This is a genomic window from Burkholderia sp. S171 (assembly GCF_009766085.1).
Taxonomy (GTDB): Bacteria; Pseudomonadota; Gammaproteobacteria; order Burkholderiales; family Burkholderiaceae; genus Caballeronia.
Genome location: NZ_LMUF01000052.1, coordinates 532,399 through 545,723, shown reverse-complemented (window position 1 = coordinate 545,723; position 13,325 = coordinate 532,399). Strand labels below are relative to the sequence as shown.

The window sequence follows — 13,325 nt, the reverse complement described above, 5'->3', positions numbered from 1 at the left end:
AAGCCGCATCGAATAAACCATTTGCCGCGATGAAAGATAGATGAGCGTCTCGTTACTTAGGAAAACATCATGCATCCGGCGGAAAGAAGTGGCTCGTAGTCCGTAACGCATGCCTTGCCCGACGTCGGCCAATCGGTCTGTCTGCTCCGCTTACTTGCGTCGTTGTACCCGGACACGAGCACGCTCAACCCACCGATATTAAGCATCGCTTGTCTGCCCCGCCGTAGCCCTTAACTCTTCCCCCAAGAACTCCACGAACGTCCGCAACTTCGCGGACAATTGATGCCGCTCTAAATAGATCGCGTGGATATCCGCGTTCGGCAGCGCCCAGTCGTTCAGCAGTACCACGAGCTTCCCGTCGCGCACCAGCGCCTCCGTTTCCCATTGCGAGCGCACGGCAATGCCGCGTCCATCCAGCGCCCATTGCAGCACCGCGGTGCCGTCATTGCTGCTGAGCGGCCCATCGACCTTGACGGTCTCCATCTTTTTGCCGCGCGTGAAATGCCACGCGCCATACGCTGATTCGTTCTCGCGCAGCACGAGGCACGCGTGCCGCGTCAGGTCGTGCGGCGTGGCGGGCAGCCCGTGTTTCTCCACATATCCCGGCGATGCACACACAACCCGCCGGTTCCTGAGCAGCAAACGCGCGTTGATGCGAGCGTCGGGGACATCGCCGAAACGGATGCCCAAGTCGAACCCTTCCTCCTGCAAATTCACCGGCCGGTCCGACAGATGAAGCTGAATCTTGATCGCCGGATATCGCTCGATGAACTTCGATACCGCCGGCGAAATCCGGCTGCGCCCAAATCCAAACGATGCGTTCACGCGCAGCAAACCCGTCGGCTCCGCCCGGCTTTTCGTGACGAGTTGTTCCAGTTCGGCGAGTTCATCGAGGATGCGGGAACCGTTCGCCAGATACAGCTCGCCCTCAGGCGTGAGGCTGACACGCCGTGTGGTGCGGTTTAAAAGCCGCACGCCGAGCCGTCGTTCGAGTTGCGCGAGCCGCTTGCTGATGGAAGGCGGCGTCACGCCGAGATCACGCGCAGCCGCCGCCAAATTGCGATGCCGCGCGACCAGCGTGAACAGATTGAGGTCCGAAAAACCGTCCATCGATTAGTTCCTGGAAGTTAAGTCTGGATTGCCTGAATAGAAACTGTATCGGGAAATGCATCAATTAAACTTCATAAAACTGCGGGAGACAATCATGTTCGATGACTTCAAGGACGTATCGGCAACGGTCGATGGCGTCAGGATCAAGGCAATACAAGGCGGAAACGGCCCGGCGCTGCTGCTGCTGCATGGCCACCCGCAAACCCACGCGATCTGGCACAAGGTCGTGTCTGAGCTGACCAAACACTTCACCGTCGTGGCGGCGGATCTGCGCGGTTATGGCGACAGCGACAAACCAGAAGGCTTGCCCGATCACAGCAACTATTCGAAGCGTCGTATGGCGCAGGATCAAGTCGACCTGATGCGCACGCTGGGTTACGAATCGTTCGCTGTGCTCGCGCATGATCGCGGTGGGCGAGTAGCGGCGCGGATGGCGCTGGATCATCCGACTGTGGTCAACAAACTGATCACGCTCGACGTAGCGCCGACGCTCGCGATGTACGAGAAAACCTCGTTCGAATTTGCTCGCGCTTATTGGCACTGGTTTTTCCTGGTCCGTCCCGCGCCGTTCCCCGAGACGCTGATTTGCGCGGACGCCGACCTGTATTTGAAGCAGACCATCGGCGCGCGCAGCGCGGGGTTGAAGCCCTTCACGCCCGAGGCGTACGCGGAATATCTGCGCTGCCTGCAACAGCCGGGAACCGCTCATGGCATCTGCGAGGACTATCGCGCTAGCGTCACCATCGATCTGGAACATGACCGCGATTCGTTGGCGAAGGGCCAGAAGATAACCTGCGATTTTCTCGCGCTATGGGGCGCGGAAGGCGTCATCGAAAAGTGCTTCGATCCTATCGCCGAATGGAAGCATCTCTCCGATAACGTCAGCGGCCACTCGCTGCCCTGCGGCCACTACATTCCGGAAGAGGCGCCCGAGTTGCTGCTTGAGCGTGTGCTGCCGTTTCTTCGGGGTTGAGCATCATGTCGAACCACACTACCTTTTATAAAAAACTCGTCGACTCGCATACGGTTACGCGTATCGACGATCAAAACGTGCTGCTCTACGCCGATCTGCATTTGATGAACGAGTACACGAGTCCGCAGGCGTTCAGCGGGCTCGCTGAAAAATCCAGGCCGGTGCGTCGTCCTAAGCAACAACTCGCAGTCGTGAGCCACATCATTCCGACGCACGCAGAATCGCCGCGCATTATTCGCGATGCCGCTTCGCTGCTGCAAGCCGAAAACCTCGCGCGCAACTGCGACAAGGCGGGCATCCGGCTGTTCGCGGCGAACGATCCGCTGCAGGGGATTGAACACATCATCGCGCCGGAACTGGGGTTGATCCGCCCCGGCATGGCGGTGCTCTGCGGCGATAGTCACACGACCACCTACGGCGCGTTGGGTGCGCTGGGGTTTGGTATCGGTACGTCAGAGGTTGAGCACGTTCTCGCGACGCAGACGCTGGTGTATCGCGTGGCGCAGACCATGCGTATCACTATCGATGGCGCGTTGCCTTATGGCACGGCATCGAAGGACGTAATCATCTGGATCATCAGTCAGATTGGCGCTCAAGGCGCACGCGGTTATGCCGTGGAGTTCACGGGCACGACTATCGCGTCGCTCTCGGCGGAAGCCCGCATGACCTTGTGCAACATGACCGTGGAAGCGGGCGCGCGGGCGGCGTTGATCGCGCCGGACAAGACGACGTTCGACTATGTCCGCGCGCATGCCACATCGCTTGATGAAGCTGCCTGGCAAGCCGCGCTCGCCGACTGGAGCGATCTAAAATCCGATGCCGATGCCACCTTCGACGCCGAATATACCTTCGATGCACGCGACATCGCGCCCTTCGTCACGTGGGGCACGAGCCCCGACCAGGCGATGCGTGTCGATGCCCTCGTGCCCGATGCGCGCTCACAAGCCACGCCCGAAGCCGCTGCCGCATTGCGTCGTGCGCTCGACTACATCGGCCTTGAATCGAATCAACCAATCGCGGGAACGCCGATCGACCGTGTGTTTATCGGCTCGTGCACGAATGGGCGGATCGAGGATTTGCGTATCGTCGCGTCGATTGTGCGGGGGCGCAAAGTTGCCCAAGGCGTGCGCGCGATGGTCGTGCCGGGCTCTGGCTCGGTGCGTCGGCAGGCTGAAGCGGAAGGCATCGCTCAGACTCTAAAAGCCGCCGGCTTCGAATGGCGCGAGCCGGGATGCTCGATGTGTCTCGCGATGAACGATGACTTTCTCGAAGCCGGCGAACGCTGTGCATCCACGACGAATCGCAACTTCGAAGGCCGGCAAGGACGCGGCGGCCGCACGCATTTGATGAGTCCCGCGATGGCCGCCGCCGCCGCGCTGACCGGCAAGATCACCGACGTCCGATCGCTGGAGACGCAGCATGACTGATGTGTCAAATAAGCTAACGAAAATTGAAGGCAACGCGGTGCCGTTGCCAATCGAAAACCTCGACACCGATCAGATCATGCCGAAGCAGTTCCTTCGCATCATCGATAAAGCGGGTTTAAGCAAAGGTTTGCTCTACGACCTGCGTTTCGATGAACACGGCGAACCGGTCGCAGATTGCGTGCTTAACCAGCCTGCGTATAACGGCGCGCGCATTCTGATTGGCGGTGCAAATTTCGGTTGTGGATCGAGCCGGGAACATGCGGTGTGGGGACTTCAGCAATACGGTTTCGACGCCGTGATTGCACCCAGCTTCGCCGAAATCTTCTACTCCAACGCGATGAACAATCGCCTGCTGCTCGTGCAACTCGATCGTGAAGCGGTGGACGGTTTGCTGAGTGAATCGACGGATGATCCGGGCTCGAAGATTCTCATCGACCTGGAAGCGCAGACGGTTCACTCAGCGACTAAGAATCAGATCTTCAAGTTCCCATTGGGCGCGCGGCACAAGCGCATGGTGATCGAAGGCATGGACACGATCGACCTGACGCTGACCGCGCTCGCCGACATAGAAGCCTTTGAAAAGCGCCACTTCGAGCGCTATCCCTGGGCCGCCGTGATGTAGTTCGCGCGGCCGCAGCCGCACTCAGTAAGACACCGTGAATCCGGCCGCACTGGCGAAAGCGAAAGCTGAAACCAACGCGGCAGGGACACGTTTTGCCCAAAAAAGGAGGAGACATGAAACGCAAGCCGTTCTACCGGATTCTGTACGTGCAGGTGATCGTCGCTATTTTCGCGGGCGTGCTACTAGGCCATTTCCTTCCCGTCGATGGCATCGCGATGAAACCCCTCGGCGATGCCTTCATCAAACTCGTTCGCATGATCATCAGCCCGGTGATTTTCTGCACGGTCGTGACGGGGATTGCGAGCATGCACGACATGCGCAAGGTCGGGCGCGTCGGTGGCAAGGCGCTGCTGTACTTCGAAGTTGTATCGACGGTAGCGCTCGCCATTGGCCTGCTGGCGGCGCACGTGCTTCAGCCCGGCAAGGGCTTCAACGTCGATCCCTCCACGCTCGATGCCAGCGCGGTATCCGGATACGCCGCACAAGCGACGCACGGCGAAGGGCTCGCCGGGTTCTTCATGCACATCATCCCTGACACCTTCGTCGGCGCATTCACGCAGGGCGACATCCTGCCGGTGCTGCTGATCGCGATGCTATTCGGCTCCGCGCTCGCCGTGATGGGCGAACCGGCAAAGCCGGTGATCGGCTTGATCGAGGCGCTATCGAAGGCGTTCTTCAAGATCGTCCACGTGATCACGAGTCTCGCGCCAATCGGGGCGTTCGGTGCAATGGCATTCACCATCGGCAAGTACGGCATTGAATCCCTGCTGCCGATGATGAAACTCATCGGCACGTTCTATCTCACCGCGTTTTTGTTCGTGACCTTCGGGCTGGGCATGGTGGCGAAGGCCTGTGGTTTCAGCATTTTTCGTTTTCTTGCGTATATCAAAGACGAGTTGCTGATCGTGCTGGGTACGTCGACATCGGAAGCCGCATTGCCGCAGTTGATGGAGAAGCTTGAACGGCTCGGATGTTCGCGAGGAATTGTGGGATTGGTCGTGCCGACGGGGTATTCCTTCAACCTCGACGGCACCAACATCTACATGACGCTCGCCGTGCTGTTTCTCGCCCAGGCCACGAACACGCATATGACCGTGATGCAGGAGGTGACGCTGCTCGCGGTGACCATGCTGACGTCGAAGGGATCCACAGGCGTGACCGGTGCGGGATTCATCACGCTGGCTGCGAGCTTGTCAGTCGTGCCAACCGTGCCGGTCACCGCGATGGTGCTGATCCTCGGTATCGACCGGTTCATGTCGGAATGCCGGGCGCTGACGAATATTGTGGGGAACGGGGTGGCGACGATCGTCGTGGCGTCGTGGGAAAAGGAACTGGATCGCGGGATGCTGCGCGCTCAGCTCGGGATGCCGCAACACGTGGAAGAGGAACGCTCGACGCTGGTTAGCCGATGGAAACAACGCAAGGCCGAGCGGTCTTTATAAAGCTAAAGCACTCGCGATACGGCAGCCGTATCGCGAGCTAAAACTAAAACCAAATTACTTTGCAGCCGGTGCAGACGCCGGTTCGGCCGCGCCCGGATCAGCGTAGTTCGGCAAGCCTTGCGAGCTGCTGCTTCCGCCCATGCCCGGCTTCGCCGGCGCAGCCGTCGCGCTTGCAGCACCCGCAGGCGCTGCGCTCGCACCGCTGTCATCGCCGTAATCCGGCAGTGCCGCGTTCGCCGCGCCCGTCAGCAGGTATTGACGCCGCTGCGTGTAGGCATCGCGGACGAACGCATATTTATCCAGCGCGGCTTGCGACAAGATATCTGTTGCGCCCAGCAAATCGGCCCGCGCGCTCACGAACCGCACGACAAACATCGACACGCTCGCTTCCGTACTCAGGTAAGTACCCGGATTGAGCGGATAGCTCGCAATCCAGTTCGTCGAATCGCGCACCGAACTTGGCCCAAGCAGCGGCAACACCAGATACGGTCCCGACGGCACGCCGTAATGCCCCAGCGTCAGCCCGAAGTCCTGATCGTGTTTCGGCAGCCCGGCGGCCGAAGCCCAGTCGATCAAGCCGCCAATACCGAACGTGGAGTTGATCGCGATGCGCATCAGATCTTCGCTCGCATCGGTGATCTTCAACTGCAGCAGGTTGTTCGCGAAGTTGCCAATGTCGCCAATATTCGAAAAGAAGCTGCTGATCGCCGTGCGGAGCGGGGCCGGCGTGACCTTCACGTAGCCGGTCGCAATGGGGCGGGCGACGTATTTATCGGCGGCGTCGTTGAACTTGAAAATCTCGCGGTTCATCGGCTCCAGCGGATCGCCCGGCTTGGCGGTCGGGCCGGTGGCGCAACCGGACAGGGCGAAAGCAGCGGCGAGCAGCACGCCGCCGGAGAGCGCTCGCAGGGCGCGGGCGGCATCAGGCGTTTTTGCCATCCTCATGGGTCGGTTTCCTTGGGTCGTGCGTAAGTAGTTAGTGCGTTAAGGGACGGTTCAAAGAGGGACGGTCTTAAACGGTGTCGGTCACTGCTTTTGGCTTCACGCGGGGTTTTCCCATTAGAACCGGCTGAAATACCACTGCGCCAATTAACGTCGTAAAAAGCGCCAGGACCAGGAGCCTGCCCATGCTCGATGTGCCCGGATGATGCGAAAACCACAAACTGCCGAACGCCGTTGCCGTGGTCGCGGCGCTGAACATCACGGCATGCGTGAGGCTGGACTGCAGCAGACCGGTTTGCCCGGAGCGCCACGCCATCACGAAATAGATCTTGAACGCCACGCCAATGCCCAGCATCAACGGCAACGCAATGATGTTCGCAAAGTTCAGCGGCATGTCGAACACCACGCATAACTCCAGCGTGACGACGGCCGAGACCAGCAAAGGTATCAAAGTTCTCAGAACGTCGCCGATACGGCGCAAAGTCAGCCACAGCAGGATCGCGATGGCGATCAGCGACCACGCCGCCGCCTGCTCGAACGCCTTGATGATCGTATTGGCCGAATGCAGCACCGAGATCGGGCCGCCGATCGCGTTCGGTTCGACTTTCTGCACCGCATTGGCGAAGCGGGCGAGCAGTTTGTCGTCGTCGCGGCTCTTGCCGTCCAGCGCTTTCGGCGACGCTTCCACGAGCGCGTGGCCGTCGGCGGCGAGCCAGCCTTCGGTCATCGATTTAGGCAGCGACGCCAGCGTGACCGGCGACGGTTGCAGCAGCGCGCGCATCTGGCCCAGCGCGATGCGCAGCGGGTCGGACATGGCGTGCTCGGCACGGTCGCGGGTGGCGGGATCGGCGGCGGCGAGCTTTTTCAGCGTGTCCGACAAATGGCGTGCTTCCGCCTCGCCGGGGCCCGAATGTTCATCGGCGGCGAGTGCAAGCGTGTTCGACAGGCGTTTTAGCGTGGCGATGCGCACCGCGTCATTAGCGGGCGTGGCAACCCGCTGGTCCAGCGAGGGCAAAAGCTGCGTGGCCGCGGCGGTAATCAGATCGAGCTTTTGCGGTTGATCGGCGGGAATAAGCGTCGATAAAGTCGTCGCGCGCTCCACTTCCGGCAGCTTCTCGAGCTTCGCCGCGATCTTGTCCGCTTCCTCGAGCGAGGGCGCGAGCACCTTCACGTCGTTCACGGCCGCTTCGGGCGCATCTTTCAGCGAGAGCAGCGTGGCCATGGACTCCGTTTTCGGGTCCTTCAAGTTCAGCGGATTGAAGTCGAAACGCAGATGCAGCAGCAACGGCAGCGCGCAGATCACGACCACCAGCGTGCCGATCAGCACCGGCTTACGATTGCGCGCGAGGTAATCGTCGACCGGCGCGAGCTTCGGGAAGCCCGGCGAGCCCGCTTCACCCGGCGGTCCGAACACCTTGATGAGCGCCGGGAACAAGGTCATGTTGGTGATGTACGCGACGATCATGCCCACGCCCGCAATCTGCCCGAGTTCCGACACGCCGCGATACGCGGTCGGCAAAAACGAGAAGAAACTCGCGGCCGTCGCGGCGGCCGCGAGCGTCAGCGGCACGCCAACATGGCGCGCCGTATTCACGAGCGCGACGTCCAGCCGGTCATCCTTGAAGCGTTCCTCGCGATACCGCACGCCGAACTGGATGCCGAAATCCACGCCGAGCCCGACGAACAGCACCATGAACGCGATCGAAATCAGGTTCAGCGCGTGCACCATGAGCAGCCCGATCGCGGCGGTGATCGCCAGCCCGACGAACAGCGTGATGAACACCGAGATGATCATCTTGCCCGAGCGCAGCGCGAGCCAGAGGATCACCAGCACGACAATAGCCGTCAGGATGCCGTTTAGGACGGCGCCGTCTTTCAGCGACGCGAATTCTTCGTCGGAGAGCGGCTGTTCGCCGGTCAGCCGTACAACAGCCCCATATTTCTCCGATAACTTCAGTTCATTTGCTGTCGCGCGAATCGCATTCGATCCGCTCGCACCGGGTTCCAGCGCGTTGTAGTCGACCACCGGCTGCACGGTAACGAATGCACGCGCGGGATGCGTGGCGGAGGTGTCGACCAGATTGCGCCACGAGAACACGGCGGGTTGATTGGCGATGACTTTATCCAGCACATCCGAGCTCTGGCCCAGCAGCTTCGACATTTGCCCAAGCGTCACTTGCGCAAGTTGCAGGGGCAAGTTAAGGCTGGTGTTGAGCGTGCCGGCCAGACCGGTGAGCGTGGGGTCATGCGCCAGCGCGTTGATCAGCGGACGCGCTTTCACGAGTTGCTGGGTGGTGTCGGCGACTTTATCGGTGGACAGGTAAAGCAGGCCGTTGTGCTCGAAGAAGTCGCCGCCCGAGGGTTGCGACACCGCTGTGAAGTGAACGGTGTTCTTGGTCAGCGCGGCGGCTAGCTCGTTGGCGGCGGCATCGGCGAATTCAGGCGCTTGCGCTTCGACCACCACGAGCACGGTGGATCCCCGTTGCGGAAAGGCTTCGTCAATCGCGTGGCTGCGCGCGGCCCATTCGGGTTCCGTTTCGATCAACTGGCTGATGTCGGTGCTGATCTTGAAGTGATGCACGACGTAATAGCCGCTCAGCACGGCGATCAGCAGCGACAAAACAATGATCCAGCCGGGTCGGCGAATCGATAATGTGACGAGACGAGCAATGAGAGGCGTGAGCATGAAGACGGATGCCTCGGAGGGCGTGTTCTGGTGTTTTGCTGATTGGACAGGGGGCCATGAGGCGCCGCGTGAGTATACCGGGCGTGAGGAGATGCTCGCAGAAGGAACGTTCGCGCTACGTGTGCAAGCTGGGCGCCGCCGTCGGACAAAAACTTCTCGATCGCACTAGCAGTTTGCGGACCGGGTTCTGGCGAGAGCTGAGGTCAACGCACACTTAATGACAAATTGTACTAACATTGTGTAGCCGCCCAGTTCGTTTACGGACTAACATTGTCATTACGGTGAAGCGATGAAAACAACGATTCGCAGGATGGGTAACTCGCAAGGCGTGTTGATTCCGAAACCCATCCTGGCCCAACTTGGGCTGGAGGATGAAGTGGAGATGGAAGTGGAAAACGACGCAATTGTTCTAAGAAAGCCGCAGAAGAAGGCCCGCCAGGGGTGGTCTGATGCAAGCAAGGCCATGGCCGAAGCGGGTGACGACGAGCTGGTGATGGGCGAGTTTCCGAATGCGGATGATGCGGAGCTTTCGTGGTAGCGCGCGGAGAGGTCTGGCTCATTAACCTGGACCCTACCGTCGGCAGCGAGATCCAAAAGACGCGGCCTTGCGTGGTGATATCGCCGCCTGAGTTGCATGACCATCTGCGTACCGTGATCGTCGCGCCCATGACGACCAAAAGCCGGCCGGCGCCGTATCGTGTATCCGTGGTTTTCAGCCAGAAGAAGGGGCTGGTCCTGCTCGATCAAATTCGCACGATCGACAAAACCCGTCTGGTCAAGAAGCTCGGCGCTGTGCCGGCGAACACGCTGTCGGTCGCATTGCGGACCTTGCAGGAAGTCTTCGCAGTTTAAGAAGCTTACCCCTACGTCTCGCTCCAAAGCCTCAGCAGGTTGTGATAACAGCCCACGAGCGTTCGCCGCGCGGCGTCGTCGGCGTTCTGTGCATTGAGCCTTTGAATGGCGTTGTCCATATCGAATAGCAGGCTGCGGCGGGTATCGTCGCGAACCAGGCTCTGCGCCCAGAAGAAACTCGCTACCCGCATTCCCCGCGTCACCGGCCGCACCTCGTGCAAGCTGGTCGCCGGATAAACAATCGCATGCCCCGCCGGCAGCTTCACTTCCTGCACGCCGTACGTGTCCTCAATCACCAGTTCGCCGCCGTCGTAGTCCTCCGGCGGCGTGAGAAACAGCGTAATCGATACATCCGTTCGTACTCGCGTGCCATGTCCCGGCACGAGCCTGATTGCTCCATCCACGTGACTGCCGAAATGCATCCCGCCTTCGTACCGGTTGAAGAGCGGTGGATACAGCTTGTTGGGCAGCACGCCGCTGATGAACAACGGATGCCGTTCGAGCGCGCCAATAATGATGTCGCCGAGTTCGAACGCAATCGGCGCTTCCTGCGCGATCTGCTGGTTGCGCTTGACCGGCGCGCCCTGATAGCCGGCCGTCGCGCGGCCATCCACCCACGCATCCGATGCTTCAAGCCGCTGGCGCATGGCAGCGGCGTCCTCGGGGCTTAGGACGTTGGGTATCGAAAGGATCATGTTTTTATGGGGCCAGCGGCCGCGCAATTCGCATCGCGCGGCTCGCGTGTCCTACGGTGGATCAATAGAACCGGTAGTTTAGCGTTGCGAGGAATGTCCGGCCGTAACCCGGCACCGCGCGACCGCCATCCGATGGAATCAGCGCATCGTAGTAATGCTTGTTAGTCAGGTTCTGCACGTTGAGCTGGACGTCGTAATGTTTCTGGTGGAACGCGGCCATGGCATCCCAGCGCGTGTATGCAGGCACTTGCACGAAGTCGTTGCTGGCGGCGTATCGCGCCGATGTATAAACCGGGCCGCCGCCGAAGGTCCATTGCGGCGTGAGGTCATAAGTCGTCCACAACGTGATCATGTTGCGCGGCGTGTTCGCGAGCGTCTTGCCGTTGGTGTTGTCCAGCGCCTTCACCACCTGGCCGTCCATGTACGTGTAGCCGCCAAAGACCTGCCACTTGTTGGTGATGTGGCCCGCCAGACCGAGTTGATAACCCCGTACGCGCACGTCGCCATCGAGCGAATAGCTGCCATCGGCCTGGAGCGTGCGGGCATTGGTTTTATCGATATTGAACAGCGACTGCGTCACCGACAACCCGCCGTTCAGCAAATCCCACTTCGTGCCCACTTCATAGGAACGGTTCGATTCCGGCGGCGTGTTCTGCTGGTTGTTGGTCAGCGTCAGCGCTTCCAGCGACGGATTGAACGACGTGCCGTACGACACGTAGTACGACTGCCAATCGGTCGGCTGGAAAATGATCCCGCCGCGCACGCTGGTGAAGTAATTGGTCTGCGTGGCGTATGAAGGCAGGTTGAGCGTGTTCTTGATCGATGCCTCGTAACGGTCCCAGCGCAAACCGCCCACCACCTTCCAGTACTGGCCGACAGACACCGTATCGTTGGCATAAATGCCCACGCCGTTTGCGCTCGATTCCGCCAGGTTGGTCGCGACTTCCCGCGTATTGGCGGGCCGCGTGGTGTATTGCGGATTGAGCAGCGGAACGATCGCGATGGTGTTCGACGGCAGGCCCGGGGTCGTCGCGGTGAACGACTGGTTGCTATAGGTCTCGTGGCTCAGGTCAATACCTGCAATCACCTCATGCTTGAGGAAACCCGTGTTGAACTTGTAGTCGATATCGGTCGTGTTGTAGACCGAGTGATCGTTGATGTTCCGGTCCTTGCCCTGCAACTTCACATACAGCGACGACAACGGCAACGACGTGTAATTCCCGTTAGCGAGTGCCGTCGATGTCCCCAGCGGCCCGGTCAGGACAGCCGCCGCGTTGGTCGCGGTCGCTTCGGTGCCGTAGTGACTGAACTGGGTCTCGTTGCGCAGCGTGAGGTTGTCGTTGAAACGATGCTGGATGCGCGCCGACAGCGTCTGCACATCCTGGATCGTCCGATCGCCTTCGAAGCCGTAGAACTGGCCCTTGCTCACCGGTACCGGCGCACCGTTCACCGGCGGAATGCCGTAATCCGGCTGGTCGCGGTTGTGCTGGATCAACGCTGACAAGGTGACTTCCGTTGGCGTGCCGATACCGAAGCGCACCGTCGGCGCGAAGCCGTAGTCCTTGCTCTTCATCACGTCGCGCGTGGAACCGAGGTCTTGCCCAAACGCGTTGAGCCGCACGGCGGATGTGTCGGACAGCGGCTGGTTGATGTCGAACGTGGTGCGGTAACGGTCGCTCGTACCGACCATCGCGGACACTGAGGCATGCGCTTTCAGCTCCGCCTGCTTGCTCACCTGGTTGATCACGCCGCCCGTAGAGCCGCGGCCAAAATAAAGCGATGACGGGCCGTACAGCACATCGATGGATTCAAGGTCGAACGTGTCCCGATAGTACTGGCCACGATCGCGGAAGCCATCGAGATAAATGTCGGTGCGCGCCGAGAACCCGCGCAAGTTGATGTTGTTGCCGATCTGCCCGCCTTCCGCTGCGCCAATGGTGACACCCGGGACGTTGCGAAGGGCATCGGAGAAAGAGGTCGCTGCCTGGGACTGCAGCACGGCTTTCGGGACCACCACGGCCGCTTGGGGAATATCGCGCAATGCGGTCGGCACCTTGGCGCCTACGCTCGACTTTTCGGGCTGGAAATCAGGGGTGATGGCCTGACCGGACACATGCACAGCCGGCAGCTCGGCGTTTTCAACGAGAGGCGTGGCTTGTGCGGGTTGTGCGGATTGTTCCGCCTGGGCGGTCTGATCGGTCTCGCTGACCGGCGCAGCCTGCGCGTGAGCATATAGCGGAATGGCAGCAGGAGCAGCCAGCGCGGTCATGATCGCCGCGGCAAGCGGTGTCTTCCTCAACATGTGTTTCCCCGAGTACTAGATGGTCGATAGCCGACGCTGGTGCGCCATGCCAGTCAATTGCTTCCGTGATGCCCGCGGCGGCGTGAGCCGTTGGCAAAAGGCACGGCCGATGCAGCAGTCCATCATGGCGACCGATGTACGCCATCGCCCTGATGTTCCGAAATGCGAATCAATATCATTACATAGGTAAGAATTGTTTTCAATACGACTTCGGGAACTATGCGGATAGCTGACGGACAAAGGCCGCGCAATTTTCGCGAGGCGGGTTTATCGG

The 13,325-nt window shown here is 60.4% G+C and carries 11 protein-coding genes; 6 read left to right on the top strand and 5 right to left on the bottom strand.

Annotated features, from left to right (window positions below):
* Nucleotides 1-198 precede the first annotated feature (198 nt).
* Complete coding sequence (locus GSQ93_RS31305) at nt 199-1,110, bottom strand: LysR family transcriptional regulator (RefSeq protein ID WP_158939775.1); 912 nt, start codon at nt 1,108-1,110, stop codon at nt 199-201.
* Between the two features lie 94 nt (nt 1,111-1,204).
* On the opposite strand from GSQ93_RS31305, the gene GSQ93_RS31300 reads away from it, so the two are divergent.
* From GSQ93_RS31300 to GSQ93_RS31285, 4 genes are all read left to right on the top strand, one after another.
* Entirely contained in the window at nt 1,205-2,083 is an 879-nt protein-coding gene (locus GSQ93_RS31300; RefSeq protein ID WP_158939774.1) for an alpha/beta fold hydrolase, read from the top strand.
* Between the two features lie 5 nt (nt 2,084-2,088).
* Nucleotides 2,089-3,510: a 3-isopropylmalate dehydratase large subunit gene (gene leuC / locus GSQ93_RS31295; RefSeq protein WP_158939773.1), complete on the top strand. Its 1,422-nt coding sequence runs from the start codon at nt 2,089-2,091 to the stop codon at nt 3,508-3,510.
* Complete coding sequence (gene leuD, locus GSQ93_RS31290) at nt 3,503-4,132, top strand: 3-isopropylmalate dehydratase small subunit (RefSeq protein ID WP_158939772.1); 630 nt, start codon at nt 3,503-3,505, stop codon at nt 4,130-4,132. Before leuC ends, leuD begins: the two co-directional genes overlap by 8 nt.
* A 113-nt stretch (nt 4,133-4,245) precedes the next feature.
* Nucleotides 4,246-5,574 (top strand): dicarboxylate/amino acid:cation symporter, encoded by a 1,329-nt coding sequence (locus GSQ93_RS31285; RefSeq protein ID WP_158939771.1) that lies wholly within the window; start codon nt 4,246-4,248, stop codon nt 5,572-5,574.
* Nucleotides 5,575-5,628: 54 nt separating this feature from the next.
* On the opposite strand, the gene GSQ93_RS31280 is transcribed toward GSQ93_RS31285, so the two are convergent.
* Entirely contained in the window at nt 5,629-6,519 is an 891-nt protein-coding gene (locus tag GSQ93_RS31280) for a VacJ family lipoprotein (RefSeq protein ID WP_254074148.1), read from the bottom strand.
* Nucleotides 6,520-6,586: 67 nt separating this feature from the next.
* The gene (locus GSQ93_RS31275) at nt 6,587-9,202 is read right to left on the bottom strand and encodes an MMPL family transporter (protein ID WP_158939770.1); all 2,616 of its coding nucleotides are present in this window, start codon (nt 9,200-9,202) and stop codon (nt 6,587-6,589) included.
* 289 nt (nt 9,203-9,491) lie between these two features.
* On the opposite strand from GSQ93_RS31275, the gene GSQ93_RS31270 reads away from it, so the two are divergent.
* Both GSQ93_RS31270 and GSQ93_RS31265 read left to right on the top strand, forming a co-directional pair.
* Nucleotides 9,492-9,740 carry an AbrB/MazE/SpoVT family DNA-binding domain-containing protein gene (locus GSQ93_RS31270; RefSeq protein ID WP_158939769.1) on the top strand — a complete coding sequence of 83 codons (249 nt, stop codon included), beginning with the start codon at nt 9,492-9,494 and terminating at the stop codon, nt 9,738-9,740.
* The gene (locus GSQ93_RS31265; RefSeq protein ID WP_158939768.1) at nt 9,734-10,054 is read left to right on the top strand and encodes a type II toxin-antitoxin system PemK/MazF family toxin; all 321 of its coding nucleotides are present in this window, start codon (nt 9,734-9,736) and stop codon (nt 10,052-10,054) included. The genes GSQ93_RS31270 and GSQ93_RS31265 overlap by 7 nt, the downstream gene beginning before the upstream one ends.
* 11 nt (nt 10,055-10,065) lie before the next feature.
* On the opposite strand, the gene GSQ93_RS31260 is transcribed toward GSQ93_RS31265, so the two are convergent.
* Together GSQ93_RS31260 and GSQ93_RS31255 are read right to left on the bottom strand one after the other, a co-directional pair.
* Nucleotides 10,066-10,749 carry a Fe2+-dependent dioxygenase gene (locus tag GSQ93_RS31260; protein ID WP_158939767.1) on the bottom strand — a complete coding sequence of 228 codons (684 nt, stop codon included), beginning with the start codon at nt 10,747-10,749 and terminating at the stop codon, nt 10,066-10,068.
* Nucleotides 10,750-10,810: 61 nt separating this feature from the next.
* On the bottom strand, nt 10,811-13,051 hold the full coding sequence (locus tag GSQ93_RS31255) for a TonB-dependent siderophore receptor (RefSeq protein ID WP_158939766.1): 2,241 nt from the start codon (nt 13,049-13,051) through the stop codon (nt 10,811-10,813).
* Between the last annotated feature and the right edge of the window lie 274 nt (nt 13,052-13,325).

Excerpts from the sequence above, each read along its gene's own strand:
- GSQ93_RS31305 (WP_158939775.1), bottom strand. The coding sequence starts at position 1,110 with ATGGACGGTTTTTCGGACCTCAATCTGTTCACGCTGGTCGCGCGGCAT.
- GSQ93_RS31300 (WP_158939774.1), top strand. The coding sequence starts at position 1,205 with ATGTTCGATGACTTCAAGGACGTATCGGCAACGGTCGATGGCGTCAGG.
- leuC (WP_158939773.1), top strand. The coding sequence starts at position 2,089 with ATGTCGAACCACACTACCTTTTATAAAAAACTCGTCGACTCGCATACG.
- leuD (WP_158939772.1), top strand. The coding sequence starts at position 3,503 with ATGACTGATGTGTCAAATAAGCTAACGAAAATTGAAGGCAACGCGGTG.
- GSQ93_RS31285 (WP_158939771.1), top strand. The coding sequence starts at position 4,246 with ATGAAACGCAAGCCGTTCTACCGGATTCTGTACGTGCAGGTGATCGTC.
- GSQ93_RS31280 (WP_254074148.1), bottom strand. The coding sequence starts at position 6,519 with ATGAGGATGGCAAAAACGCCTGATGCCGCCCGCGCCCTGCGAGCGCTC.
- GSQ93_RS31275 (WP_158939770.1), bottom strand. The coding sequence starts at position 9,202 with ATGCTCACGCCTCTCATTGCTCGTCTCGTCACATTATCGATTCGCCGA.
- GSQ93_RS31270 (WP_158939769.1), top strand. The coding sequence starts at position 9,492 with ATGAAAACAACGATTCGCAGGATGGGTAACTCGCAAGGCGTGTTGATT.
- GSQ93_RS31260 (WP_158939767.1), bottom strand. The coding sequence starts at position 10,749 with ATGATCCTTTCGATACCCAACGTCCTAAGCCCCGAGGACGCCGCTGCC.
- GSQ93_RS31255 (WP_158939766.1), bottom strand. The coding sequence starts at position 13,051 with ATGTTGAGGAAGACACCGCTTGCCGCGGCGATCATGACCGCGCTGGCT.